This window comes from Pseudomonas sp. Wu6 (genome assembly GCF_019891515.1).
GTDB lineage: Bacteria > Pseudomonadota > Gammaproteobacteria > Pseudomonadales > Pseudomonadaceae > Aquipseudomonas > Aquipseudomonas orientalis_A.
Genome location: NZ_JAFLXH010000016.1, coordinates 53,923 through 78,134, shown reverse-complemented (window position 1 = coordinate 78,134; position 24,212 = coordinate 53,923). Strand labels below are relative to the sequence as shown.

At 63.1% G+C, this 24,212-nt stretch carries 22 protein-coding genes and 2 riboswitches; of the genes, 11 read left to right on the top strand and 11 right to left on the bottom strand.

The genetic code is table 11. From position 1 onward, the window contains the following. Positions 1-152: 152 nt before the first annotated feature. Positions 153-737 carry a Fe-S biogenesis protein NfuA gene (gene nfuA / locus J1G34_RS13395; RefSeq protein ID WP_003190728.1) on the top strand — a complete coding sequence of 195 codons (585 nt, stop codon included), beginning with the start codon at positions 153-155 and terminating at the stop codon, positions 735-737. Between the two features lie 255 nt (positions 738-992). Here nfuA and cobM read toward each other — a convergent pair whose 3' ends face one another. The 4 genes from cobM to J1G34_RS13375 form a co-directional block, all read right to left on the bottom strand. Beyond that, complete coding sequence (cobM, locus tag J1G34_RS13390; RefSeq protein WP_222994179.1) at positions 993-1,739, bottom strand: precorrin-4 C(11)-methyltransferase; 747 nt, start codon at positions 1,737-1,739, stop codon at positions 993-995. A 70-nt stretch (positions 1,740-1,809) separates the two neighbouring features. Then, positions 1,810-2,202: a cobalamin biosynthesis protein gene (locus J1G34_RS13385; protein WP_122482965.1), complete on the bottom strand. Its 393-nt coding sequence runs from the start codon at positions 2,200-2,202 to the stop codon at positions 1,810-1,812. Next, positions 2,199-2,903, bottom strand: coding sequence for a CbtA family protein (locus J1G34_RS13380; RefSeq protein ID WP_222994178.1), 705 nt, complete (start codon positions 2,901-2,903; stop codon positions 2,199-2,201). Before J1G34_RS13380 ends, J1G34_RS13385 begins: the two co-directional genes overlap by 4 nt. An 11-nt stretch (positions 2,904-2,914) precedes the next feature. Next, the gene (locus J1G34_RS13375) at positions 2,915-3,103 is read right to left on the bottom strand and encodes a CbtB domain-containing protein (protein ID WP_065885267.1); all 189 of its coding nucleotides are present in this window, start codon (positions 3,101-3,103) and stop codon (positions 2,915-2,917) included. 97 nt (positions 3,104-3,200) lie between these two features. Next, a riboswitch (cobalamin riboswitch) is annotated at positions 3,201-3,417 on the bottom strand. Positions 3,418-3,459: 42 nt separating this feature from the next. Continuing rightward, positions 3,460-3,659, top strand: a riboswitch (cobalamin riboswitch). Between the two features lie 93 nt (positions 3,660-3,752). Between J1G34_RS13375 and cobW the strand changes: the two genes are divergently transcribed. From cobW to J1G34_RS13355, 4 genes are read left to right on the top strand one after another with little or no spacing between them, the layout of a single operon-like run. Further along, positions 3,753-4,814, top strand: coding sequence for a cobalamin biosynthesis protein CobW (cobW, locus tag J1G34_RS13370; RefSeq protein ID WP_065895386.1), 1,062 nt, complete (start codon positions 3,753-3,755; stop codon positions 4,812-4,814). A gap of 2 nt (positions 4,815-4,816) precedes the next feature. Next, positions 4,817-8,578, top strand: coding sequence for a cobaltochelatase subunit CobN (gene cobN, locus J1G34_RS13365; RefSeq protein ID WP_222994177.1), 3,762 nt, complete (start codon positions 4,817-4,819; stop codon positions 8,576-8,578). Continuing rightward, a complete protein-coding gene (locus J1G34_RS13360; protein WP_122682573.1) occupies positions 8,578-9,576 on the top strand; it encodes an ATP-binding protein in 999 nt (332 codons plus the stop codon). Before cobN ends, J1G34_RS13360 begins: the two co-directional genes overlap by 1 nt. 53 nt (positions 9,577-9,629) lie before the next feature. Next, positions 9,630-10,232: a vWA domain-containing protein gene (locus tag J1G34_RS13355; RefSeq protein ID WP_122482970.1), complete on the top strand. Its 603-nt coding sequence runs from the start codon at positions 9,630-9,632 to the stop codon at positions 10,230-10,232. Between the two features lie 172 nt (positions 10,233-10,404). On the opposite strand, the gene J1G34_RS13350 is transcribed toward J1G34_RS13355, so the two are convergent. After that, a complete protein-coding gene (locus tag J1G34_RS13350) occupies positions 10,405-11,352 on the bottom strand; it encodes a DUF1853 family protein (RefSeq protein ID WP_222994176.1) in 948 nt (315 codons plus the stop codon). A gap of 156 nt (positions 11,353-11,508) precedes the next feature. Here J1G34_RS13350 and J1G34_RS13345 point away from each other — a divergent pair, with 156 nt between their 5' ends. The 6 genes from J1G34_RS13345 to pepN are packed head-to-tail and all read left to right on the top strand — an operon-like array spanning position 11,509 to position 18,009. Then, on the top strand, positions 11,509-12,399 hold the full coding sequence (locus J1G34_RS13345; protein ID WP_057725186.1) for an NAD(+) kinase: 891 nt from the start codon (positions 11,509-11,511) through the stop codon (positions 12,397-12,399). Next, positions 12,396-13,370 carry a metallophosphoesterase gene (locus tag J1G34_RS13340; protein ID WP_163001615.1) on the top strand — a complete coding sequence of 325 codons (975 nt, stop codon included), beginning with the start codon at positions 12,396-12,398 and terminating at the stop codon, positions 13,368-13,370. Before J1G34_RS13345 ends, J1G34_RS13340 begins: the two co-directional genes overlap by 4 nt. After that, a complete protein-coding gene (locus J1G34_RS13335; protein WP_065895392.1) occupies positions 13,367-14,236 on the top strand; it encodes a rhomboid family intramembrane serine protease in 870 nt (289 codons plus the stop codon). The genes J1G34_RS13340 and J1G34_RS13335 overlap by 4 nt, the downstream gene beginning before the upstream one ends. Positions 14,237-14,250: 14 nt before the next feature. Next, entirely contained in the window at positions 14,251-14,511 is a 261-nt protein-coding gene (locus J1G34_RS13330) for a YeaC family protein (RefSeq protein WP_065895393.1), read from the top strand. Continuing rightward, the gene (locus J1G34_RS13325) at positions 14,508-15,338 is read left to right on the top strand and encodes a DUF2797 domain-containing protein (RefSeq protein ID WP_222994186.1); all 831 of its coding nucleotides are present in this window, start codon (positions 14,508-14,510) and stop codon (positions 15,336-15,338) included. Before J1G34_RS13330 ends, J1G34_RS13325 begins: the two co-directional genes overlap by 4 nt. Positions 15,339-15,351: 13 nt before the next feature. Then, positions 15,352-18,009 (top strand): aminopeptidase N, encoded by a 2,658-nt coding sequence (pepN, locus tag J1G34_RS13320; protein ID WP_222994175.1) that lies wholly within the window; start codon positions 15,352-15,354, stop codon positions 18,007-18,009. Positions 18,010-18,688: 679 nt separating this feature from the next. On the opposite strand, the gene J1G34_RS13315 is transcribed toward pepN, so the two are convergent. The 6 genes from J1G34_RS13315 to J1G34_RS13290 all read right to left on the bottom strand — a co-directional run bounded on the left by J1G34_RS13315 (position 18,689) and on the right by J1G34_RS13290 (position 24,192). Further along, positions 18,689-19,090: a cupin domain-containing protein gene (locus tag J1G34_RS13315; protein WP_065937455.1), complete on the bottom strand. Its 402-nt coding sequence runs from the start codon at positions 19,088-19,090 to the stop codon at positions 18,689-18,691. A gap of 82 nt (positions 19,091-19,172) precedes the next feature. Then, positions 19,173-20,606 carry a MocR-like pyridoxine biosynthesis transcription factor PdxR gene (gene pdxR, locus J1G34_RS13310; RefSeq protein ID WP_065898327.1) on the bottom strand — a complete coding sequence of 478 codons (1,434 nt, stop codon included), beginning with the start codon at positions 20,604-20,606 and terminating at the stop codon, positions 19,173-19,175. Between the two features lie 69 nt (positions 20,607-20,675). After that, positions 20,676-21,443, bottom strand: coding sequence for an SDR family oxidoreductase (locus J1G34_RS13305; RefSeq protein ID WP_065885280.1), 768 nt, complete (start codon positions 21,441-21,443; stop codon positions 20,676-20,678). Positions 21,444-21,465: 22 nt separating this feature from the next. Further along, positions 21,466-22,533 carry a phosphotransferase family protein gene (locus tag J1G34_RS13300; protein ID WP_065895398.1) on the bottom strand — a complete coding sequence of 356 codons (1,068 nt, stop codon included), beginning with the start codon at positions 22,531-22,533 and terminating at the stop codon, positions 21,466-21,468. Positions 22,534-22,662: 129 nt separating this feature from the next. Further along, positions 22,663-23,616 (bottom strand): 2-hydroxyacid dehydrogenase, encoded by a 954-nt coding sequence (locus J1G34_RS13295; protein WP_065895441.1) that lies wholly within the window; start codon positions 23,614-23,616, stop codon positions 22,663-22,665. 141 nt (positions 23,617-23,757) lie between these two features. Further along, a complete protein-coding gene (locus J1G34_RS13290; RefSeq protein WP_065937458.1) occupies positions 23,758-24,192 on the bottom strand; it encodes a hypothetical protein in 435 nt (144 codons plus the stop codon). Positions 24,193-24,212 lie beyond the last annotated feature (20 nt).

The following is a 24,212-nucleotide window of genomic DNA, read 5'->3' as shown; positions in this document are numbered from 1 at the left end:
GATGTGCATTCTCGCAAGTGCTACATAGATAGGTATTGCTGAAGGACTCAGCAGGACGCGGCCCCCGGGATGCTTTTCCGACAAAAACACTCGGACTTTGTACCTGCGTAATAATTTGGCGTAAACTGCCGGCAAGCCTGTGAGGAGTTTCCATGACTGCCATAACCATTACCGACGCCGCCCACGATTACCTGGCTGACCTGCTGTCCAAGCAGAACACCCCGGGTATCGGTATCCGCGTCTTTATTACCCAGCCTGGTACCCAGTACGCCGAGACGTGCATTGCCTACTGCAAGCCTGGGGAAGAGAAGCCTGAAGACACCGCATTGGGGCTCAAGAGCTTCACCGCGTACATCGATGCCTTCAGTGAAGCCTTCCTTGACGATGCCGTGGTCGACTACGCCACTGATCGTATGGGTGGCCAATTGACCATCAAGGCGCCCAATGCCAAGGTGCCGAACGTCAACGCTGACAGCCCGGTCAATGAGCGTATCAACTACTACCTGCAAACCGAGATCAACCCGGGGCTGGCCAGCCACGGCGGCCAGGTGAGCCTGATCGATGTGGTGGATGACGGTATCGCCGTATTGAAGTTCGGCGGCGGTTGCCAAGGCTGCGGCCAGGCGGACGTGACCCTGCGTGAAGGCATCGAGCGCACCCTGCTCGAGCGCATTCCCGAGCTCAAGGGTGTACGTGACGTGACCGACCATACGCAGAAAGAAAACGCCTACTACTGAGTAAGGTGTTCACTGCGACGAAAAAACGGCGCCCCGTGAGCGCCGTTTTTTTATGCTTAAAAAAGGATTAAGTGTGGGAGGGGGCTTGCCCAATATTGTAGGAGCGAGCTTGCTCGCGAAAAACTCACAGGCGCCGCGTTGATTCAGAAAGCCCGCGTTATCGTTGACGTTTTTCGCGAGCAAGCTCGCTCCTACAGCTTTATTGGATTTATTGATTTAAATCAGCGGATTGATTGGGTTTTGTGAAGTAGAAACTCAAGGTCGGTACAGGTGCGCATGCCCCGCCCGATACAGTGACGACTCGCTGAACGTGTCACTGGCCAGCACTCGACCCACCACAATCAACGCGGTACGCCGAAACCCCTTGGCCGCGACTTTTTCGGCGATATCCGCCAACGTTCCCACCACCCAATCCTGATCCGGCCAGGTCGCGCGGTGCACCACGGCGATCGGGCAATCGGCGCCATAGTGCGGCAGCAGCTCCGCGACGATCTTCTCCAGGTGGTTGACCCCCAGGTGAATCGCCATGGTCGTGCCGTGGCGGGCCAGGCTGTCGAAGTCCTCGCCGGCGGGCATGCTGGTTTTATCGGCATAGCGGGTCAGGATCACGCTCTGGGCGATGTCCGGCAGGGTCAGCTCGGTTTCCAGCAGCGCCGCGCAGGCCGCCACTGCGGTGACGCCGGGAATGATCTGGAAGGGGACGCCCAGCTCACGCAAATGGCGAATCTGCTCGCCAATCGCCCCATACAGGCTCGGGTCGCCGGAGTGCACGCGTGCCACATCCTGGCCTTGCGCATGGGCAGCCTTGATCAAGTCGATGATCTGTTCCAGGTGCAGCTCGGCGCTGTTGACCACCTGGTGTGCCTGATGACCTTCGAGCACCGCCGCAGGTACCAGTGAGCCGGCGTAGATGATCACCGGGCAGCTGCGGATCAGCCGCTGGCCCTTGACGGTAATCAGTTCCGGGTCGCCGGGGCCTGCGCCGATGAAGTAGACGGTCATGGGGAATTCCTGTTGTAAAACGGGCGAGCATGAAGATTGCTCATGATCGAGAGCGGCAATTATCGGGATTTTAACCGGCGCAGGCTAATGCAAAGGTAGCCTGGGCGGTTTTCCTGCGGGTAATCAGCAGGCGGGCCGGGCCGTGGGCGAGTTGCTCGGCCAGGGCCAGCGCGGCGCTTTCGGCGATGCCGTAACAGCCGGTATGGCTGAACGCGACGGCTGATTTGTGGCTCAGCCGATGTTCATAGCCAGCCAGCTCTTCGGCGCTGAAACACTGCAAGGGCAGGTTCAGCAACCGGGCCAGGGCCAACAACCCTGGCTCAGCCTGTTTGCGATCAATGCTCGCCAGCGCGGTAATGCGTTGGCGTTCAATGCCGCCCTCGGCGAGGGCGCTATCAAGGAGCTCCAGCAGGGTGCGCACGTCACAACCGCGCTGGCAACCCAGGCCGACGACGAGGGTCATGCCGCGTAGTGTTCATCGCGGTTACGGCGAAACAGCCAGGCACTGATCAAGCCAAGGGCCAGCCAGAACGCCACATTGGTCAACTGCGATGCGATCTTGAACTGGGCTTCGAGGGCCTCCGGGGCCAGCATGGCGTGGACTTCCGGCTGCGGAGCGCCGATCACGTGAGGCACGGTAAGGATCGCCACACCCAGCACCTTGAGCACCCAGCCGCGACCGAACACCAGCAAGGCAATACCGGCAGCGGTAGACGCAGCGGTGCCGATCCACCAGATCTGTCGTTGCGCCAGATCAGCGGCGGCGGTGCCCGGCAGCTCGGGCGGCAGGCCCAGGGTCGGCGCGAGTACGAAGGTGGCATAACCGGCCAGGCCCCACAGCAGCCCTTGAGCTGTGCGGGTGGGTGCGCGCAGGGTGTACAGGCCGGCCAGCATCAGCGCAAACCCGACCGCTACTACCAGGTTGCCACCGGTGGTCGACAGCACGCGCTGCCAGCCATCTTCCGGTTCCCAGGCTTCGGCGTCGTGGGTGTGGGCAGCAGCCCCTGCGGCATGTTCATGGGGCACTTCGGCCACGGCTGGAGCCTTTTCAAAGGTCTCCGCCTGCAAAATCAACGGCGCGACCCACAGGCTTTGCAGCAGGGTCAGCAGCAGGGCGGCCAACAAGCCGGTGAAGCCTGCGGTTTGGGCAATACGCTTGATCATGTCGACAGGTCTCAGTGGCACGGGAACGCGGCGCTGTGGCGGGTATCGTGGGCCGCGTTGTGCACGGCCTCGATATGGGAGAAGCCGGCGAAATACACCAGGCACGCGCCGAGGATCGACGCACCGATAGCGGCGGTCAGGCGTTGGCTCAAGGTGGCAGTGCCGCTGGCTGCGGGCGAAGTGCTGCTGATGATCGACATGGCGCGTCCCTTTCAGGTGTCAGGGTGAAACGAGCGCATGCAAACCCCACGCGCCAGGCACGCAGGGTTTCGAACAGCGCCCGCCCACCGCGGGTTTGTTATCTGATTTTTTCGGGCCGGTCTCCGGGCTTGCGAGGGGCGCTCTTGAACAAAGAGTGGGCCTTATCAAGCATCTCCTTCCCATGCATCCGCACAGTGGATTTGACGCTTCGCTCGCTTACCGTTGCGGGGGCAGCACCGGACTTGCCATGGGTCTATGGCGCACCGGTTTCCCGTTTCACCCTGTGAAGGGCACCCGAAACAAGATGAGTAGGAGAGCATGGGCCGGGGACGGTAGTCAAATGCCGCGAGCCCCTGTAGCCTTGCACCCTCGAGGTTCTTCGGCTGCGGTCGAAGCTAAGAAGGGAACGCGGTTCAAGCCGCGGCTGCCCCCGCAACTGTGAAGGGTTCAGTTGACTGCCACGCCACTGCCGAGACGGCGGGAAGGCGCAGTCAGCATGGGTCGCAAGACCTGCACGCCCCAAGCCAGGAGACCTGCCTCGTCACTGATTTTTCAATTCAACCGGGCGGGGTGATCCGGTGACGAAATCCGCTGCTGCGCGTCGCCGCAGGGCCTGTCGTCCCGTATGCCCGCCCCAAAGGGCATCCGATGAAAACACTGGCCAAACTCCCCGTCACCATCGTTACCGGCTTTCTCGGCTCGGGCAAAACCACCTTGCTGCGCCATATGCTCGACAACGCCCAGGGCCGTCGCATTGCCGTGATCGTCAACGAGTTCGGCGAGCTGGGCATTGACGGTGAAATCCTCAAGCAGTGCTCCATCGGATGCACCGAAGAAGAAGCCAACGGCCGCGTCTACGAGCTGGCCAACGGCTGCCTGTGCTGCACCGTGCAGGAAGAGTTCTTCCCGGTGATGCGTGAGCTGGTCGCCCGTCGCGCCGACCTTGACCACATTCTCATCGAAACCTCGGGCCTGGCCCTGCCAAAACCGCTGGTACAGGCTTTCCAGTGGCCGGAAATCCGCAGCGCCTGCACCGTCGACGCGGTGATCACCGTGGTCGACAGCCCGGCCGTGGCCGCCGGCACCTTCGCCGCGTTCCCCGACCAGGTCGATGCCCAGCGCAAGCTCGACCCGAACCTGGACCACGAGTCGCCGTTGCACGAGCTGTTCGCCGACCAATTGGCCAGTGCCGACCTGGTGATCCTCAACAAAGCCGACCTGATCAGCGCCGAAGACCTGGCCCGCGTGCGCCTGGAAGTGGCTGAAGAGCTGCCGCCGGCGGTGAAGATCATCGAAGCCAGCAGCGGTCGCGTGCCGTTGGACGTGCTGATTGGCCTGGGCGCCGGCTCCGAGGAGCACATCGACGCGCGCCACAGCCATCATGATCAGCACCACGACGGTGAGGACGACCACGATCACGATGCCTTCGACTCCATTTCCATCGACCTGCCGCAAGCCGATGAAGCCCTGTTGCTCGACGCCTTGACCCAATTGGTGGTGCAGCACGGCATCCTGCGCGTCAAAGGTTTCGCCGCGATCCCGAACAAGCCGATGCGCCTGCTGATCCAGGGCGTGGGCACGCGCTTCGACAAGCACTTCGACCGTGCCTGGGGCCAGGAAGAAGCACGCACCACGCGCCTGGTGCTGATCGGCCAGGAACTGGATGCTGCCGGCCTTGAAGCGCAACTGCGCGCCGCCCTCAGCGTTTAACCATGCACCTGCTCAGGACCCAACCCGGTGGCTTCGTCGCGGACGACAATATCGCCGACCTTGGCCAAACCCCCGCCGAGCTGGTGATCCTGTGCAGCGGCGATTCCAGCCTGGCGCTGCTCGCCGAAGCGGCGCAGCAACTGCCCGAGGATTACCCCAGCCTGCGCCTGGCCAACCCGATGCAGGTGCAGAACCACGCCTCGGTCGACCTGTACGTCGATGAGGTGTTGCGCCACGCCAAGGTCATCCTGATTTCCCTGCACGGCGGCATCGGTTATTGGCGCTACGGCATCGAGCGCCTGGTGGAACTGGCCGGGCGCGGCGTCACGCTGATCCTGGTGCCGGGGGATGATCGTCCGGACCCGGAACTCAGCGGCCTGAGCACCGTCGCCGCCGAACAGCGCGAGCGTCTGTGGCACTTTCTGCGCCAGGGTGGTCTGGGCAATGCGCTGGACTTTTATCGCTGCCTGGCCAGTGCCCATCTGGGCCGCGACTACGCCTGGGCCGAACCGCAAACCTTGCCGCGTACGGCGATCTATCACCCGCACACCGCCAATGCCCGCCTCAATGACTGGCAGGCGCAGTGGCACGCCGACTTTCCCGTGGCTGCGGTGCTGTTCTACCGCTCGCACTTGCAGGCGGCCAATACCGGGTTTATCGATGTGTTCTGCCAGCGCTTGCAGGCCGCGGGCCTGAACCCGTTGCCCATCGCAGTGGCCAGTTTGAAAGAGCCCGGTTGCCTCACGGTGGTCGAGGACCTGTTGGACGACATGCAAGCCGCAGTGATACTCAACACCACAGGCTTTGCCCAATCCAGCCCGGAAGCACCGCACCTGCGCCCGTTTCGGCGCAATATCCCGGTGATCCAGGCGATCTGCGCCCAGGATAACCAACCCGGCTGGGAGGCCAGCGCACAGGGGCTCGGCCCCCGCGACCTGGCGATGCACATTGCCTTGCCGGAGCTGGACGGGCGCATCATCAGCCGGCCGATCAGCTTCAAGGACCTGGCCTGGCGCAGTGAGCGCAGCCAGTCGGACGTGGTGTGCTACCGCGCCGCGCCCGAGCGCATGGATTTTGTCGCCGAACTGGCGCGCCGCTGGGTCGAGCTGGCGCGGCTGCCGAATGCGCACAAGCGTGTGGCGCTGATCCTGGCCAATTATCCAACCCGCGACGGCCGTATCGGCAATGGCGTGGGCCTGGATACGCCGGCGGCAGCGCTGAACATCCTGCGCGCGTTGCAAGCCGAAGGGTACCCGGTGCCGTCCACCTTGCCGGACAGCGGCACCGCTTTGATCCACGCCTTGCTGGGCGGCGTCACCAACGACCTGGACAGCCTCGACCTGCGCCCGTGCCATCAAAGCCTGGCCCTGGACGACTATGACGCAATGTTCCAGCGCCTGCCCGAGGCCAATCGTCAAGCCGTACTCGCGCGCTGGGGCGCACCGCATCAGGACCCGATGTGCCGCGACGGCCGTCTGATGATCGCCGGCCTGCGCCTGGACCAGACCTTCGTCGGCATTCAACCGGCGCGGGGTTATCAGGTTGATCAGAGCGCGGTGTATCACGACCCTGACCTGGTCCCGCCCCACGGCTATCTGGCGTTCTACTTCTGGCTGCGCCAGACCTACGGCGCCCACGCGCTGATTCATGTGGGCAAGCACGGCAACCTCGAATGGCTGCCGGGCAAGGGCGTGGGCCTGTCGGAAAACTGCTGGCCGGACGTGCTGCTCGGCCCGCTGCCGAATATCTACCCGTTTATCGTCAATGACCCGGGCGAGGGCGCCCAGGCCAAGCGGCGCACCCAGGCGGTGATCATCGACCACCTGATGCCGCCCCTGACCCGCGCCGAAACCTACGGCCCGCTACGCGACCTGGAATTGCTGGCCGACGAATATTACGAAGCGCAGTTGCTCGACCCGCGACGCGCGTTGGAATTGCAGAAAGACATCCTCAAGCTGGTGCGCGAAACCCGTATCGACCAGGAACTTGAGCTGGACGGCGAGGCCGATGCCGACATCTGGTTACCGCGCCTGGACACCTACTTGTGTGATCTGAAGGAATCACAGATCCGCGACGGCCTGCATATCTTTGGCGAGTCGCCGGCGGGGCGCTTGCGTATCGATACCTTGCTGGCCTTGCTGCGCATTCCCCGTGGCGATGGCCGTGGCGCGCAATCGAGCTTGTTGCGCGTATTGGCCAAGGCGTTCGAGCTGGGTTTCGATCCGCTGGACTGCGCACTCGCAGAACCGTGGACCGGGCGTCAGCCCGAGGTGTTGCGCAAGCTCGACGCACAGCTGTGGCGCACCGCCGGCGACACCCGCGAGCGCCTGGAGCTCTACGCGACGCGCCTGATCGAGCAGGCGCTGGAGGGGCCGCTGGAACAGTTGGAAGAAGCCGGCTGGGAAGAGGTGAAGGCGGTGGTCGAGAGCCTGCGCATTGTTGTGGCGCCGCGCCTGGATGCCTGCGGCCCGGCAGAAATGCGCGGCCTGCTGGACGCCCTGGGCGGTCGCTTTGTGCCCGCCGGCGCCAGTGGCGCGCCGAGTCGCGGCCGCCTGGATGTGTTGCCCACGGGGCGTAATTTCTTCACCGTGGATGTGCGCAACTTGCCGACCACCACGGCCTGGCGCATCGGTTTCCAGTCGGCCAGTCTGTTGCTTGAACGGCACCTGCAGGACCACGGCGACCATCTGCGCCAGCTGGGCCTGTCGGTGTGGGGCACTGCCACCATGCGCACCGGTGGCGACGATATCGCCCAGGCCATGGCGCTGATGGGCGTGCGCCCGGTATGGGCCACCGGCAGCCAGCGCGTGGACGACTTCGAGATTCTGCCGATCAGCCTCTTGGATCGTCCGCGTGTCGACGTGACGCTGCGCGTCTCCGGCTTCTTTCGCGATGCGTTCGCCAATCTGATCCGCCTGTTCGATGCGGCGGTGCAAGCGGTGGCGGCCCTCGACGAGCCGGATGACATGAATCCGCTGGCCGCCAAGGTGCGCAGCGAGCGCCAAGCCCTGCGTGAGTCGGGCCTGGACGCAGAGTCCGCAGCGAAACAGGCCGGTTGGCGCATTTTCGGCGCCAAGCCAGGCGCCTATGGCGCGGGCGTGCAGGGCGCAATTGACGGTCGTCTGTGGCAGAGCCGCGAGGACCTGGCCGAGGTCTACCTCAACTGGGGTGGCTACGCCTATGGCGGCGCCGACGAAGGCACCGCCGCCCGTGGGCAATTCGCCCAGCGCTTGAGCCAGGTGCAGGCGGTGTTGCAGAACCAGGACAATCGCGAACACGATGTGCTCGACTCCAACGATTACTACCAATTCCAGGGCGGCATGCTCGCCGCCGTGGAAACCCTGAGCGGCGACAAGGCCGCCAGCTATCATGGCGATCACAGCCAGCCGGACCTGCCGAAAATCCGCACCTTGAAGGAAGAGCTCAATCGGGTGGTGCGCTCCCGTGCGGCCAACCCGAAGTGGATCGAAGGCGTGAAGCGTCACGGCTATAAAGGCGCGTTTGAAATGGCCGCGACCGTGGACAACCTGTTCGCCTTCGACGCCACCACCGCATTGATCGATGATCACCAATACGCGTTGCTCGCCGACGCCTACCTGCTCGACCCTGACACCCGCGCGTTTGTGCAGCAGCACAACCCCGACGCCCTGCGCGACATGACCGAGCGCATGCTCGAAGCCCAGCAGCGCGGCATGTGGCAAGAGCCGGGCGCCTACCGCGAAGCGTTGGAAAACCTGTTGCTGGATATGGAAGAAGACAGCTGATGACCGATATTGCGCATTTCCCGCTGGCCGCCGTGGTCGGTGCCGATGAGCTGAAACTGGCGCTGTGCCTGAACGCGATCGATCCCCGGATCGGCGGTGTGCTGATCGAAGGCCCGCGCGGCATGGCCAAATCCACCCTGGCCCGTGGCCTGGCGGACCTCCTCGCCAGCGGGCAGTTTGTCACCTTGCCCCTGGGCGCGACCGAGGAGCGCCTGGTCGGCACCCTGGACCTGGACGCCGCGCTCGGCGAGGGCCGTGCACAATTTTCCCCCGGCGTGCTGGCCAAAGCCGATGGTGGCGTGTTGTACGTTGATGAAGTCAACCTGCTGCCTGATCATTTGGTCGATCTGTTGCTCGATGTGGCCGCCAGCGGCACCAACCTGATCGAACGTGACGGCATCTCCCATCGGCATGCGGCGCGTTTTGTGCTGATCGGCACGATGAACCCGGAAGAGGGGGAGTTGCGCCCGCAGTTGCTCGACCGCTTTGGCTTCAACGTGGCCTTGAGCGGGCAAACGGTGCCGGCCGAGCGCGGGCAGATCATCCGTCGTCGCCTGGATTTCGACAGTGACCCCGTCGCGTTCTGTGAACAGTGGGCCGAGCCGCAAGCCGCATTGCGCGAGCGCTGCATTCAGGCGCGCGCACGCCTGGACAGTATCGAGCTGGATGACCAGGCCCTGGCGCAGATCACCCAGCGCTGCTTTGCCGCAGGCGTGGACGGGATGCGCGCCGACCTCGTGTGGCTGCGCGGTGCCAGGGCCCATGCCGCCTGGCGCGGGGCCGACGCTATCACTGAGCAAGATATAGACGCGGTCGCGGAATTTGCCTTGCGTCATCGACGCCAGGAGCAGGCACCTGCGGCCAGTCCGCCCAACCCGGCCCAAGCCCCGCAACCCTCTGACTCCTCGCAGGGCCAGGGCCAATGGGGCGATATGCCCGCGCCAGCGCTGCCCACCGGCCCGCGCCGCGATGTGCCCGCCTGGCCAAAAAAGCCCTAGGCATTCGCCCTCGACCTGACGCGGGGGCGGATGCGCGGCCCCAGGCGGGGCAATTGGAAAACGGCAGGCAAGGCAAGGCGCGCAGTGCGCGACAGGGCCTGGTCAATTGGCCGGGCACCTTGCTCGGTGGCCGGCCGCAGCGCCGTGAAGATCTACGCTGGCATCTGCGCAGCCGCTCGGCGCATGAACTCTGGCTGGTGATTGTCGACGCCTCGGCTTCCACCCGGCGGCACCGGGCCTTGAGCGATGCCAAAGGCCTGCTGGCGCAAGTGTTTGATGACGCCTACCGGCAACGTACGCGCCTGGCCTTGCTGACGGCCAGCGGGCAATCGCCGCAGTGGCAGGTGCAGGGCTTGAAAGCGGCAAAAAGTTTGGCGCACTGGCTTGAACAACTGGGCGCCGGTGGCGGTACGCCGCTGCTGGCAGCCTTGACCGAGGCGGGGCATTGGCTGGTGGCGCGACGTAAGCGTTACCCGGCAGAGCAGCAGCGTTTGCTGGTGATTACCGATGGGCGGCTCAAGGTGATTGAAGGGTTGCCACCGCTGGCGTGCCCTGGATTGCTGATGGATATCGAGCGCGGGCCGATCCGGTTGGGACGGGCGCGAGAGCTGGCTATCGGGTTGCAGCTGGATTATCGGCATATCGATGATGTGTAGTGCCTGGCCAGCCGCCATCGGGGGCAAGCCCCCTCCCACAGTTGGAATGCATTCCCCTGTGAGAGAGGGCTTGCTCACGATAGCGGCCTTCAATCCACCAGCCCGGCCCACACTCTTCCCCTGTGCGAGGGGGCTTGCCCCCGATGGCGGCCTTCAATACACCACAGATTGATCAGCCTGCCCCCGGTACATTCGGCCAAAGATCGGCGACTAAAAACAGCCGCTCAGCTTCTTCCCAATCGTCACCGCTCTGCACCAGCCGCACCAGCAACTGCGCGGGCGCCATCGGGTCCAGGTCTGCCAGCCAGCCGGCGATCTGCTCCTCACGCCATACCTCATCCGTCCGGTAATGCGCCGGCGCCAGCCATGCATGGCGAGGCAGGGGTTGCCAGCGGCCGGCGGGGCGGGTGTTCACAAAGTCCGGCCAATCGCGCTGATGCAACCAGCGCCCACGCAAATGCTGCGGGTGGGCGCCCAGCGGTGGCTCGGCCTGGCCCGGCCACGGGTAAAGCAGGTACCCGCCCAGCCACAGGTGCGCATCGAACTGCTGGATATCCAGCGCCGCCAGCGCTTCGCGGCTCTCCGGGCGTGCCGAGATCGGTAATTGATGCTGGGCCAGGTGCGCCAGCTTGCGGTCCAGCCGGTCATGGCAGCCGGGGCCGAGCCATTGTGCGGTGTCCTGGCCGTTGCCGTCCTGTGGGCCAAGATAGAGTTTGATCGCCAATTCCAGGTGATGCACGCCATCGCGGTCGCGCAGCAGCATGTCCAGCTCGCCAAGAGTGTGTCCGGCGCGGCGGATCGGCAGGTTGGCCGCCAGCAGCTCCACGCCGGGCGCATGCTGCACGGCGAACTGCCACAGGCGCTCATAGTAGAGGCCCAGGCGCCGGGTGCGCGACAGGCTCAGCCACTGCTGTAACGCGCGGCTGTCCTGATCGAGCGCACGTAACCAGGCGTCGAGCACGTGCGGCGCCTGTACCCAGTCACTGCCCGCCAGCGGATGGCGTTGCGGCCACGGCGTCTGTGCGAGCATGGGGGGCGCGAGCATCACCCACGCCAGGTCGCGCACCTCGGGGTGTCGCAGTTGGCGGGGCAGGGCGTGCAGGTCAGGGAGCAGAGTCATGGTGCGAGCATAGCCTCTTAAGTCGCGTGCAGGTGCCTGAGGGCCGCCTGAGAACCATTGTCATCACAGCCGGGCGGCGACAAAGGATTTTGCCTGACGCGGCCTTTCGCCCATAATCCTTTCTTTTTGCCACACCCCTACGCCCGCAGGAGCCCCATGGAGCAATTTCGCAATATCGGCATTATCGGTCGCCTGGGCAGTACCCAGGTGCTGGACACCGTCCGCCGACTGAAAAAATTCCTGCTGGAACGCCACCTGCATGTGATCCTCGAAGACACCATCGGCGAAATCCTTCCGGGCCACGGCCTGCAGACCTCGTCGCGCAAAATGCTCGGCGAAGTGTGCGACATGGTCATCGTGGTCGGCGGCGATGGCAGCCTGCTCGGCGCGGCCCGTGCCCTGGCGCGGCATAACGTGCCGGTGCTGGGGATCAACCGTGGCAGCCTGGGGTTTCTCACCGATATTCGCCCCGACGAGCTGGAAGTCGAAGTGGCCAAGGTGCTCGACGGCCACTACCTGGTGGAAAACCGCTTCCTGCTGCAGGCCGAAGTGCGTCGCCACGGCGAAGCCATCGGCCAGGGCGACGCCCTCAATGACGTGGTGCTGCATCCCGGTAAATCCACGCGGATGATCGAGTTCGAGCTGTATATCGACGGCCAGTTCGTGTGCAGCCAGAAGGCCGACGGCCTGATCGTCGCCACGCCCACCGGCTCCACCGCCTACGCGCTCTCGGCCGGCGGCCCGATCATGCATCCCAAGCTCGATGCCATTGTGATCGTGCCGATGTATCCCCATATGTTGTCGAGTCGGCCGATTGTGGTCGATGGCAACAGTGAGCTGAAGATCGTGGTGTCCAAAGACATGCAAATCTATCCGCAAGTCTCCTGCGACGGGCAGAACCATTTCACCTGCGCCCCCGGTGACACCATCACCGTGAGCAAGAAGGCACAGAAGTTGCGGTTGATCCATCCGCTGGACCACAACTACTACGAAGTGTGCCGCACCAAGCTGGGCTGGGGCAGCCGCTTGGGGGGTGGAGGCGACTGATGCTCGATCCCGCGCGCAGCTACGACCTGATTGGTGACGTGCACGGTTGCGCCCATACGCTGGAGCACTTGCTCGACCGGATGGGTTACCACAAGCAGGGCGGCACCTGGCGTCATCCGTCGCGCATGGCGGTGTTTCTCGGCGATATCATCGACCGTGGGCCACGCATCCGCGAAGCGCTGCACATCGTCCACGACATGACCGAGGCCGGCCAGGCGCTGTGCATCATGGGTAACCATGAGTTCAATGCGCTGGGTTGGACCACGCCGGCACCGCCGGGCAGCGGCAAGCAGTTCGTGCGCGAGCACAACCCACGTCATGCGCGGTTGATCCAGGAGACACTGACCCAGTTCGAACAGCACCCGGCCGACTGGCACGACTTCCTCGGCTGGTTCTACGACATGCCGCTGTTTGTCGACGCCGGGCGTTTCCGTGTGGTGCATGCGTGCTGGGACGAGGGCTTTATCCAGCCGCTGCGCGCGACCTTCCCGGATGGCTGCATCGATCAGCATTTCCTGCAGGCCGCCGCCGTACCGGGCAGTTTTGCCTGCAACGCGTTCGATCGCCTGCTGCGCGGCACCGACATGCGCCTGCCCCACGGACTCACGTTGACCGGTGGCGATGGCCTGACGCGCTCGTTCTTTCGCACCAAGTTCTGGGAAGACGACCCGAAAACCTACGGCGACATCGTGTTCCAGCCCGACGCCTTGCCCGAGCCCGTGGCGCGCACGCCGTTGTCCTCCACTGAAAAGAATTCCCTGCTGCGCTATGGCGTCGACGAGCCGCTGTTGTTCGTCGGTCATTACTGGCGCAGCGGCAATCCGGCGCCGATTCGCCCGAACCTGGCCTGCCTGGACTACAGCGCGGTGCTGTACGGCAAGCTGGTGGCGTATCGCCTGGACCAGGAAACCCGACTGGATCCGCATAAATTCGTCTGGGTCGACGTTGAGCGACCTGAGGTTATCCAATGAGTACCGTGGCTGTATTGCGCCTGCCCCTGAGCGTCGACCTGGGCGGTTTCGTCAAATTGCTGCAACGCATGCAGGTGCCCCATCGCGTCAGCGAGGAAGCGGGCGAGCAAGTGCTGTGGGTGCCCGAGAGCATCAGTGACGACGTGCGCGTGTTGTACCAGCGCTTCCCCGCCGGCGACCCGGACCTGCAACTGGATATTCCCGAGCAGGCGCCGGTTGCGCGCCCCGGCTTTATCCAGCAGGTCCGGCATAGTCCCGTCACGACACTGGTGCTGCTGGCAAGCCTGATCGTTGGCGCGGTGACGCTGCTCGGCGAAAACCTGCAAACCATGGCCTGGCTGACGTTCCTGCCGTTCCGGGTGCTGGGCGAGTACATCCAGTTCACGCCGTTGGCCGACAGCCTGGCGTCCGGGCAGTGGTGGCGGTTGGTCACGCCGATGCTGATTCACTTCGGCATCCTGCACCTGGCCATGAACGGCATGTGGTACTGGGAACTGGGCCGACGCATTGAAGCGCGCCAGGGCGGCATCAACCTGCTGGGCCTGACCCTGTTGTTCAGCCTGGTCTCCAATTACGCGCAGTACGCTTACGGCGGTCCGGGCCTGTTTGGCGGGTTGTCCGGCGTGTTGTACGGCCTGCTCGGGCATTGCTGGATCTTTCAGTTACTCGCGCCCAACCCGGCGTATCGTCTGCCCCGTGGGGTGCTGGTGATGATGCTGGTGTGGCTGGTGCTCTGCCTGTCGGGGCTGGTCTCGATGATCGGCTTCGGTGAAATCGCCAACGCGGCCCATGTGGGCGGCCTGGTTATCGGTTGCCTGACCGGTTTGCTGGGCGGGCTGTACAACCGCCGCAAATCGTCTATTTGATAAGGAAGAGCCTTATGTCCTCTTTTGCTGAAATGATCGAAAACATCACCCCGGACATCTACGAGAGCCTCAAGCTCGCCGTGGAAATCGGCAAGTGGTCGGATGGGCGCAAGCTCACCGCCGAACAGCGCGAGCTGTCGTTGCAGGCGATGATCGCCTGGGAACTGCAGAACCTGCCCGAAGACCAGCGCACCGGCTACATGGGCCCGCAGGAATGCGCGTCGAAATCGGCACCGGTGCCGAACATCCTGTTCAAGTCGGATGCGATCCATTGATTGAAATCGGTCGCGGTGCAGTCAGCAAAATGTCGGCGAAACTCGGTGAGCCGACCGTTCAATACGCGTTTCGTCTTGGCGACACCGAGGTTGCGGTCAACCCGTTGATCGGTACCCATATTCGCCTGGAATACCTGGGTGCCATTCATTGCAGCCATTGCGGCCGCAAGACCAAGAACAGCTTCAGCCAGGGTTATTGCTACCCGTGCATGACCAAGCTGGCCCAGTGTGACCTGTGCATCATGAGCCCCGAGCGCTGCCATTACGACGCCGGCACCTGCCGCGATCCGGGCTGGGGTGAAACATTCTGCATGACCGACCACGTGGTGTACCTGGCCAACTCGTCGGGGATCAAGGTCGGCATCACCCGCGCCACGCAGTTGCCGACCCGCTGGCTCGACCAGGGCGCCAGCCAGGCGCTGCCGATCATGCGCGTGGCCACGCGCCAGCAGTCGGGCTTTGTCGAAGATCTGTTTCGCAGCCAGGTAGCCGACAAGACCAACTGGCGCGCGCTGCTCAAGGGCGATGCGCAGTCCGTCGACCTCAAGCAGGTGCGCGATGAACTGTTCGCCACCTGCGCCGAAGGCTTGCTGGGTTTGCAGGAACGCTTTGGCCTGCAGGCCATCCAAACCATTGCCGACGTCGAGCCGATCGAGATCCGCTACCCGGTGGAGCAGTATCCGGCCAAGATCGTCAGCTTCAACCTGGACAAGAATCCGATTGCCGAAGGCACGCTGCTGGGAGTCAAGGGCCAATACCTGATCTTCGACACCGGCGTGATCAATATTCGTAAATACACGGCCTACCAGCTCGCCGTGCATCAGTAGAAGGATGCCACCCATGCGCACCGAACAACCGAAGATGATTTACCTGAAGGACTATCAGGCGCCGGACTACCTGATCGACGAGACGCACCTGACCTTCGAGTTGTTCGAGGACCACAGCCTGGTCCACGCGCAACTGGTGATGCGCCGCAATCCCGAGCGTGGCGCCGGTTTGCCGCCGTTGGTGCTGGATGGCCAGCAATTGGAGCTGTTGAGTGTCAACCTGGCCGACCAGCCGCTGACGGCCGCCGACTACCAGTTGACCGACAGCCACCTGACCGTGCAGCCCACGCGTGAAACCTTCACCCTCGACACCACGGTCAAGATTCACCCGGAAACCAACACCGCCCTGGAAGGCCTGTACAAGTCCAGCGGCATGTTCTGCACCCAGTGCGAGGCCGAGGGTTTTCGCAAGATCACTTACTACCTCGATCGCCCCGACGTGATGAGTGTGTTCACCACCACGGTGATCGCCGAGCAGCACCGCTATCCGGTGCTGCTGTCCAACGGCAACCCGATTGCCAGCGGCCCCGGCGAAGACGGTCGGCACTGGGCGACCTGGGAAGACCCGTTCAAGAAACCCGCCTACCTGTTTGCCCTGGTGGCCGGTGACCTGTGGTGTGTCGAAGACAGCTTCACCACCATGACCGACCGCGAGGTCGCGCTGCGCATCTACGTCGAGCCGGAAAACATCGACAAGTGCCAGCACGCCATAACCAGCCTGAAAAAATCCATGCGCTGGGATGAACAAACCTACGGCCGCGAGTATGACCTCGACATCTTCATGATCGTGGCGGTGAACGACTTCAACATGGGCGCCATGGAGAACAAGGGCCTCAATATCTTCAACTCCAGCGCCGTGCTGGCCCGCGCCGAAACCGCCACCGACGCCGCGCACCAGCGCGTCGAGGCCATTGTTGCCCATGAATACTTCCACAACTGGTCGGGCAACCGCGTGACCTGCCGCGACTGGTTCCAGTTGTCGCTCAAGGAAGGTTTCACCGTGTTCCGCGACTCGGGCTTTTCCGCCGACATGAACTCGGCCACGGTCAAGCGCATCCAGGACGTGGCGTACCTGCGTACCCACCAGTTCGCCGAAGACGCCGGGCCGATGGCCCACGCGGTGCGCCCGGACAGCTTTATCGAAATCTCCAACTTCTACACCCTGACCGTGTACGAAAAGGGCTCGGAAGTGGTCGGCATGATCCACACCTTGCTTGGCGCCGAGGGCTTTCGCAAAGGCAGCGACCTGTACTTCGAGCGCCATGACGGCCAGGCCGTGACCTGCGACGACTTCATCAAGGCCATGGAAGATGCCAATGGCGTCGACCTCAGCCAGTTCAAGCGCTGGTACAGCCAGGCCGGTACGCCGCGTTTGGCGGTGAGCGAGTCCTACGATGCGGCAGCCAGGACCTACAGCCTGACGTTCCGCCAGAGCTGCCCGCCGACCCCGGACAAGGTGGAAAAACTGCCCTTCGTGATCCCGGTCGAGCTGGGCCTGCTGGACGGGCAGGGCGGCGCTATCCCCTTGCGCCTGGCCGATGAACCGACGGCTGGCGCTACCTCACGAGTGATCTCGGTGACGCAAGCCGAGCAGACGTTCACCTTCGTCGATATCGCTGAAAAGCCGTTGCCTTCTCTGCTGCGCGGTTTCTCTGCGCCGGTGAAACTGAGCTTCGCCTACACCCGCGACCAACTGATGTTCCTGATGCAGCACGACAGCGACGGTTTCAACCGCTGGGATGCCGGCCAGCAACTGTCAGTGCAGGTGTTGCAGGAGCTGATCGGCCAGCATCAGGCCGGGCAACCGCTCAAGCTCGATCAACGCCTGATCGACGCGCTGCGCACCGTGTTGAGCGACGAAAGCCTGGACCAGGCCATGGTCGCCGAAATGCTCTCGTTGCCGAGCGAAGCCTACCTGAGCGAAATCAGCGAAGTGGCGGATGTGGATGCGATTCACGCTGCCCGTGAGTACGCCCGCAAGCAACTGGCCGAGAACCTGTTCGAAGGCTTGTGGCTGCGCTACCAGGCCAACCGTGAGCTGTCCCGGCAAACGCCGTACGTGGCCGAGGCCGAGCACTTTGCCCGGCGTGCCCTGCAGAACATTGCGTTGTCGTACCTGATGCTCAGTGGCAAGCCCGAAGTATTGACGGCCACCCTGGATCAGTTCGACACCAGCGATAACATGACCGAGCGCCTGACGGCCCTGGCCGTGCTGGTGAACTCGCCGTTCGAAGCGGAAAAAGCCCAGGCCCTGGCGGTGTTTGCCGAGAACTTCAAGGACAACCCGCTGGTCATGGACCAATGGTTCAGTGTGCAGGCCGGCAGCACCCTGCCGGGCGGGCTGGCACGGGTCAAGGCGCTGATGGAGCACCCGGCGTTCACGATCAAGAACCCGAACAAGGTACGCGCCCTCATCGGCGCATTTGCCGGGCAGAACCTGATCAACTTCCATGCGGCGGATGGTTCGGGCTACCGTTTCCTGGCGGACCTGGTGATCCAGCTCAATACGCTGAACCCACAGATTGCTTCGCGCCAATTGGCGCCCCTGACGCGCTGGCGTAAATACGACGCCGCCCGGCAAGCGCTGATGAAAGCGGAGCTGGAACGCATTCGTGGCTCGGGCGAGTTGTCCAGCGATGTGTTCGAGGTGGTCAGCAAGAGCCTTGCCTGACCTGGCTATCTTCCTGAAGATGGGTGCCGATGTGGGAGGGGGCTTGCTCCCGATGGCGGCCTCTGGGCTGGCCGGGATGTTGGAATGGGTTGAGTACATATCCGTTTCTGCGGTAACGGCTGCTAATGGTTCCGCTTTTACAGCGGCTCACTTTTGAAAAGCGCAAAAGTAAGCAAAACGCTCTTGCCCCACCACTCGGCACCTCGCTAATGCTCGGTGTGCCCGAACGAAGGCTTGAATCCGTGGGCCGCCGCAATGGGCCATCCATGGCCCAGTGCGGCTAACCCGGCGTCCTGCCGGGTTACCCGCGGATTCAAGCCTGCGTTCGGCCAGCGTGGTTTAACGGGGCGCCTAAGATCAAGAGCGACTCGCTTCGCATCGTGGTTGCCGTTGAGCGCTACAGAGTTGTGTAGATACCTATGCCCGATAGCGGTGGGTCAGTGGGCTTATTCAGTGACTGATACGCTGCCATCGGGGGCAAGCCCTAATGCCAGTCAGTTAAGCGTAGACGGCCCTCTGTAGGAGCGAGCTTGCTCGCGAAAAACTCACAGGCACCGCGTTCATTCAGGAAGCACGCGTTATCGTCGACGTTTTTCGCGAGCAAGAGCTAGGCGCCCCCCTCGCTCCTACAAGAAGCCAGGGCGAGCCCCCTTCCACATTGATCGGAACGGGATGCCGCTTATTGGGCAAGCGGCGTCAACACCTCGGCCTTGTCATCCAGCACCATCACCACCAGTAGCCTGGCGGGCCGGGTCTGGCTGGCGTTGCTCGATTCGAAGTGCCGCGAGCCGGCGGGCTCGTAGAACGAGTCACCGGCCTTGTAGGTAATGGCTTTCTCATCGTTGACCCGTGAGGTGATTTCGCCTTCCAGCACATACGCCACGGCGGTGCCGGTGTGGCTGTGGGGCACGGTGGCCTGGCCGGGAGCGTAGTTCACGGTAAGCATGATGGTTTTCTTGCCGGGCACGTTGGCCAGGGCGTGCTCCTGCAGCACCTTGAGCGTTTCCTGGTGGTACACCGGTTCGTGAGCGTAAGCGTTGAGCGAGGCCAGTATCGCAGCGGTGGCGAGCAGTCGTTTCATGGGGATTTCCACGTAGTTCGAGACCCGTTCACCCTACGCTGGCGGTCTTGTTCGACCAATGACCAATCCTGCGCAAAACCACCTAGCCAATCTGCCGCAGAATGTCGCGGACCTTGTCCAGCGCCGGGTCGATATCAAGGGTTTCGATGGCGCCGAAGCCGAGAATCAGCCCGGCGCGTGGCGCCGTTTCGTGAAAAAACACCTCCAGGGGGTACAGCCCCACTTGGGCCTTGCGCGCCAGTTGCATCAGCAACGGGATATCCACCGGCACCTTGCACAGCGCGGCCAGATGAAACCCGGCCACCGTCGGCACCGCCTCGAACCAGGGCGACAGGTCACCTGCCAGGCGCTGCAGAATCCGTTCGCGGCGTCCCGCATACACGCTGTGACAGCGGCGAATATGTTTGAGCAGATAGCCTTCGCTGATGAACTTGGCCAGCGCCCACTGCGGCAGGGTAGAGCTGTGCTGGTCGGTCAATTGCTTGGCCTTGAGTACCGCGCCATGGATCGCCGGCGGCAGCACCGCATAGCCCAGGCGCAACTCGGGCAGCAGGGTTTTGGAAAAGGTCCCGACGTAGGTCACCACGCCTCGCGTGTCCATGCTTTGCAGGGAGTCGGTGGGACGGCCTTCGTAGCGGAACTCACTGTCGTAGTCGTCTTCGATGATGATGGCGCCGAGCGCGATGGCGCGGTCGAGCAGGGCCTCGCGCCGCGCCAGGCTCATGGGCATGCCGAGGGGGAACTGGTGCGAAGGCGTCACATAGATCAGGCGGGTGCCGTCGGGGATCTGGTCGACCTGTATGCCCTGCGCATCGACCGGCACGCTGGCGACCCTGGCCCCCATCGCCACGAACAACTGGCGCGCCGGGCTGTAGCCGGGGTCTTCCATGGCGACGATGCTGCCTGGCTCCAGTACCACGCGGGCGATGAGGTCCAGCGCCTGTTGCGCGCCATTGGTCACCACGATGTCGCCGGCGCGACCTTTCACCCCGCGGGAAAAGGCGATATGCCCGGCGATGGCTTCGCGCAGCGCCGGCAAGCCTTCCGGTTGGCTGTAGAAACCACTGTTCTGGGCGATACGCCGCAGCGCATCCAGCGTGCAGCGCCGCCATTCTTCCTGGGGAAACTGATTGCGCGTGGTTGCGCCGCCGATAAATTCGTAGCGCAGGACTTCGTCGTGGGCGGGATGATGCATGGGCGAGGGCAGTGCGGCCCATCTGCCCAGGTGGGCGGCGCAGGCCAGGTCGGTGGCGGTCTGCACGCGGTCAGGCTGAGGCGCCCACGCGTTGACGAAGGTGCCCCGGCCAATCCTGCCGATCAGCAGGCCTTCGTACGTCAAGGTGGCGTAGGTGTCCGACACGGTTTTGCGCGAGACCCCCAGTTGCTCGGCGAGCAGCCGGCTGGGCGGCAACTGCGCGCCGGCTGAAAGGCGCCCGCCGGTGATGGCTTCGCGCAGTTGCTGGTAAAGCTGGGCAGCCAGGTCCTTGCGGCCATTGATGACGAGGTGCAGTTCCATGTTTCATCCCGGGACAGATCGATCTGCGCCAAGGTTACGCGCAAATCGATCTGAAGAAACCAGGCGGGGTCAGGACAGGAAACCACCGTCCACATTCAGCGACACCCCGGTGGTGTAGCTGGACGCATCGCTGGCCAGGAACAACACGGCGCCGGCCATTTCGCTGGGGTCGGCCACGCGCTTGAGCGGGATCTGCGCCAGGGCCATCTTCAGGATCGCGTCGTTCTTGACCAGCGCCGAGGCGAACTTGGTGTCGGTCAGGCCCGGCAGCAATGCGTTGCAACGGATGCCGAACGCGGCGCATTCCTTGGCGAACACCTTGGTCATGTTGATCACGGCGGCCTTGGTCACCGAATAGATGCCCTGGAATACACCTGGGGAAATGCCGTTGATCGAAGCCACGTTGATGATGCTGCCGCCGCCGTTGTCGCGCATCAGCTTGCCGGCTTCCACCGACATGAAGAAGTAGCCGCGGATGTTCACGTCGACGGTCTTCTGGAACGCACCGAGGTCGGTGTCCAGCACGTTGCAGAACTGGGGGTTGGTCGCGGCGTTGTTGACCAGGATGTCGAGGCGGCCGAACTGTTCGCGGATGCCGGCGAACACCTGGGTGATCTGTTCCATTTCACCGATGTGGCAGGCAATCGCAGTGGCCTTGCCGCCGTCGGCGATGATCGCGTCGGCAACGTGCTGGCAACCCTCCAGTTTGCGGCTCGAGACAATCACGTGGGCGCCTTGCTGGGCCAGCAACTTGGCGATGGCCTCGCCGATGCCACGGCTGGCGCCGGAAACGAAAGCAATCTTGCCGTCGAGGTCGAACAGGTGGGTCTTGGACATGAGCGGTTCCTTGTGATTGTTATCAGAGGGCGGATTTGCCGATGACTGCCAGGCTCATCTGCTCCAGCAGCTTGTTCATGTGGATGAACTGGGCAAAGCGTTTGTCCTGGGTCTGGCCGTGGAAGAAACGGTAATAGATCTGCTGCACGATGCCGGCCAGGCGAAACAGGCCGTAGGTGTAGTAGAAGTCAAAATTATCGATGCGGATGCCCGAACGTTCGGCGTAGTAGTCGACGAACTGGCGTCGGGTGAGCATGCCGGGCGCATTGCTCGGCTGGCGCCGCATCAACTGTACGGGCGCAGGGTCGGCGGCTTCGATCCAGTAGGCGAGGGTGTTGCCCAGGTCCATCAACGGGTCGCCGAGGGTGGTCAGTTCCCAGTCCAGCACACCGATGATCTGCATCGGGTTGTGCGGGTCGAGGATCACGTTGTCGAAGCGATAGTCGTTGTGCACGATGCTGGAGGTCGGGTGGTCGCCCGGCATCTTGTCGTTGAGCCAGGCGCGCACGGCTTCCCAGCGCGGGGCATCGGGGGTCAGGGCTTTTTCGTAGCGCTCGCTCCAGCCACGGATCTGACGCTCCACATAGCCGTGCGGCTTACCCAGGTCGGCCAGGCCGCAGGCGCTGTAGTCGACCTGATGCAGTTCGACGAACTTGTCGATAAAGCTTTTGCACAGGGCTTCAGTGCGCGTTGGGTCCAGGCCCAGCTCGGCGGGCAGGTCCGAGCGCAGGATGATGCCGTTGACGCGCTCCATCACATAGAACTCGGCACCGATCACCGACTCATCGGTGCAATGCACGTAGGCCTTGGGGCAGTAGGGAAAGCCGTCTTTGAGCTGATTGAGAATGCGGTATTCGCGGCCCATGTCATGGGCGGATTTGGCCTTGTGTCCGAACGGCGGGCGACGCAATACAAATTCCTGGTCCGGGTATTCCAGCAGATACGTGAGGTTAGAGGCGCCGCCGGGGAACTGGCTGATCTTGACGGTGCCGTGCAGGCCGGGAATATGCGCCTTGAGGTAGGGATCAATCAGGCTGGCATCAAGCTCTTCGCCGGGGCGAATCTGGGTTGATTGGTCGTTAAGCGCCATGCTTATCCCTTCTGCTTATTTTAAAGGCCTTGGACTATTGGCTAATCTAATGCGCGTCGACATGCATCGACAAGGTTGAGGCGGCTTAATAGGCTAGCGTGTTGAAGCAGGATCAGCGTGCCTGATGGGTCATTTATTGGGCGTCGGCAAGGCTACCGGCGTAAGCACCGGGCGGCCGGCAAAGTATTCCACCAGGTTGTCCGCGACCCGTTGCACGGTATCGTGGGCGGCTTCCGGCGACAGGCCGGCCACATGGGAGGTCAGCACCGTGTTGCTCAGGTGCTTGAGGGCGTCGGGCACCTTGGGTTCGTCATCGAATACGTCCAGCGCGGCGCCGCCGATGCGCCGCTGTTGCAGGGCCGCTACCAGGTCGGCGGTAACCACCACGCTGCCTCGGCCGATGTTGACCAAAAAGCCGTTCGGCCCCAAGGCGTCGAGGGCGTGCCGATCAATCAGGTGGCGAGTGCTGGCGCCGCCGGGCGTGGCCAGGATCAGAAAATCCGAGGTGCGCGCCAGCTCCACGGCGGTTGAGCAGTAGGTGTAATCCACGTCATCGCGAGGTTGGCGGTTGTGGTAACTCACCTCCATGCCAAAGCCCAGCGCCGCGCGCTTGGCGATCTCCAGGCCGACGGCGCCCAGCCCGAGAATGCCCAACTGCTTGCCGCCCAGGGAAGGGCGCATTACCTTCGGCCATTCGTCGCGGCGCACGGCGGCGTCAGTCTGGGTGATACCGCGCACCAGCGACAGCAGCAACGCCATGGCGTGGTCGGCCACCGACGGTGCATTCACCCCGGCACCATTGGTCACCACAATCCCACGGTTGGCCGCTGCCTGCAGGTCCACATGCTCGTAGCCGGCGCCGATCACGCAGATGATTTCCAACAGCGGCAGCGCGGCGATTTCTTCGGCATACAGCCCCAGTGGCCCACGGGTCAATACCGCCTTGATCTGCCCGCCGTGGAGCTTGATTGCCTGCGCGCGTTCAGCGGGCGTCGGCGCCAGGATCACATGGAAATCGTTGCTCTCGATGATTTGCAGGTATTCATTGATGGTTTCAACCAGGACCAGAACGGTGGTGGGCATGGGCAGCTCTCCGGTGAGTTCGATGCCCGGATTATGCTGCATTTTCGCTGCATGAAATGCCGCAGGCCTGAGAAAGCGCCACTGATTTTGCGAAAAGTACCAGCGTCTCGGCGAGTACGAGACGCTGTTTACGCGCGCTGATTATTTGGCGGACGTGGTTTTTCGTACCTTGCTCTGTTCTGCCGCTACGATGTCCATGTAATCGTAGGTAGGAAAGAACTCCGTCCTGAACGGCCCCCATGCAGAGCGCTCGATCGCAAGATTCACTTCGCGCAGGCGTGAGGCGGGGAAGCGTAGAACGATGACGTGACCGATTCCCATGGCAATGTTCCAACTGACAATTTCTACCCCTTCAGGAGGAAACACCTTGAAGAGTTCCTGCTCCGTGAGTTTGGCTCTTATTTCGTTCAAGTTGCGAGATTGATCATGCTTGAGAAAGACGGTCAACATGACGGCATTGTCAGCACTGACGGCGACAGGTTTTCCAGGGGCGGAAGCTTGTGCATGAACGCCGGTTGAAACAAGGGTAAATAGCAGTAAAGCATAAGCGAATAAAGGTTTTAATATTGTTTTCATTGGGTGAGGCCTTTTATGAG

Excerpts from the sequence above, each read along its gene's own strand:
- nfuA (WP_003190728.1), top strand. The coding sequence starts at position 153 with ATGACTGCCATAACCATTACCGACGCCGCCCACGATTACCTGGCTGAC.
- cobM (WP_222994179.1), bottom strand. The coding sequence starts at position 1,739 with ATGACCGTCTACTTCATCGGCGCAGGCCCCGGCGACCCGGAACTGATT.
- J1G34_RS13385 (WP_122482965.1), bottom strand. The coding sequence starts at position 2,202 with ATGACCCTCGTCGTCGGCCTGGGTTGCCAGCGCGGTTGTGACGTGCGC.
- J1G34_RS13380 (WP_222994178.1), bottom strand. The coding sequence starts at position 2,903 with ATGATCAAGCGTATTGCCCAAACCGCAGGCTTCACCGGCTTGTTGGCC.
- J1G34_RS13375 (WP_065885267.1), bottom strand. The coding sequence starts at position 3,103 with ATGTCGATCATCAGCAGCACTTCGCCCGCAGCCAGCGGCACTGCCACC.
- cobW (WP_065895386.1), top strand. The coding sequence starts at position 3,753 with ATGAAAACACTGGCCAAACTCCCCGTCACCATCGTTACCGGCTTTCTC.
- cobN (WP_222994177.1), top strand. The coding sequence starts at position 4,817 with ATGCACCTGCTCAGGACCCAACCCGGTGGCTTCGTCGCGGACGACAAT.
- J1G34_RS13360 (WP_122682573.1), top strand. The coding sequence starts at position 8,578 with ATGACCGATATTGCGCATTTCCCGCTGGCCGCCGTGGTCGGTGCCGAT.
- J1G34_RS13350 (WP_222994176.1), bottom strand. The coding sequence starts at position 11,352 with ATGACTCTGCTCCCTGACCTGCACGCCCTGCCCCGCCAACTGCGACAC.
- J1G34_RS13345 (WP_057725186.1), top strand. The coding sequence starts at position 11,509 with ATGGAGCAATTTCGCAATATCGGCATTATCGGTCGCCTGGGCAGTACC.
- J1G34_RS13335 (WP_065895392.1), top strand. The coding sequence starts at position 13,367 with ATGAGTACCGTGGCTGTATTGCGCCTGCCCCTGAGCGTCGACCTGGGC.
- J1G34_RS13330 (WP_065895393.1), top strand. The coding sequence starts at position 14,251 with ATGTCCTCTTTTGCTGAAATGATCGAAAACATCACCCCGGACATCTAC.
- pepN (WP_222994175.1), top strand. The coding sequence starts at position 15,352 with ATGCGCACCGAACAACCGAAGATGATTTACCTGAAGGACTATCAGGCG.
- J1G34_RS13315 (WP_065937455.1), bottom strand. The coding sequence starts at position 19,090 with ATGAAACGACTGCTCGCCACCGCTGCGATACTGGCCTCGCTCAACGCT.
- pdxR (WP_065898327.1), bottom strand. The coding sequence starts at position 20,606 with ATGGAACTGCACCTCGTCATCAATGGCCGCAAGGACCTGGCTGCCCAG.
- J1G34_RS13305 (WP_065885280.1), bottom strand. The coding sequence starts at position 21,443 with ATGTCCAAGACCCACCTGTTCGACCTCGACGGCAAGATTGCTTTCGTT.
- J1G34_RS13300 (WP_065895398.1), bottom strand. The coding sequence starts at position 22,533 with ATGGCGCTTAACGACCAATCAACCCAGATTCGCCCCGGCGAAGAGCTT.
- J1G34_RS13295 (WP_065895441.1), bottom strand. The coding sequence starts at position 23,616 with ATGCCCACCACCGTTCTGGTCCTGGTTGAAACCATCAATGAATACCTG.
- J1G34_RS13290 (WP_065937458.1), bottom strand. The coding sequence starts at position 24,192 with ATGAAAACAATATTAAAACCTTTATTCGCTTATGCTTTACTGCTATTT.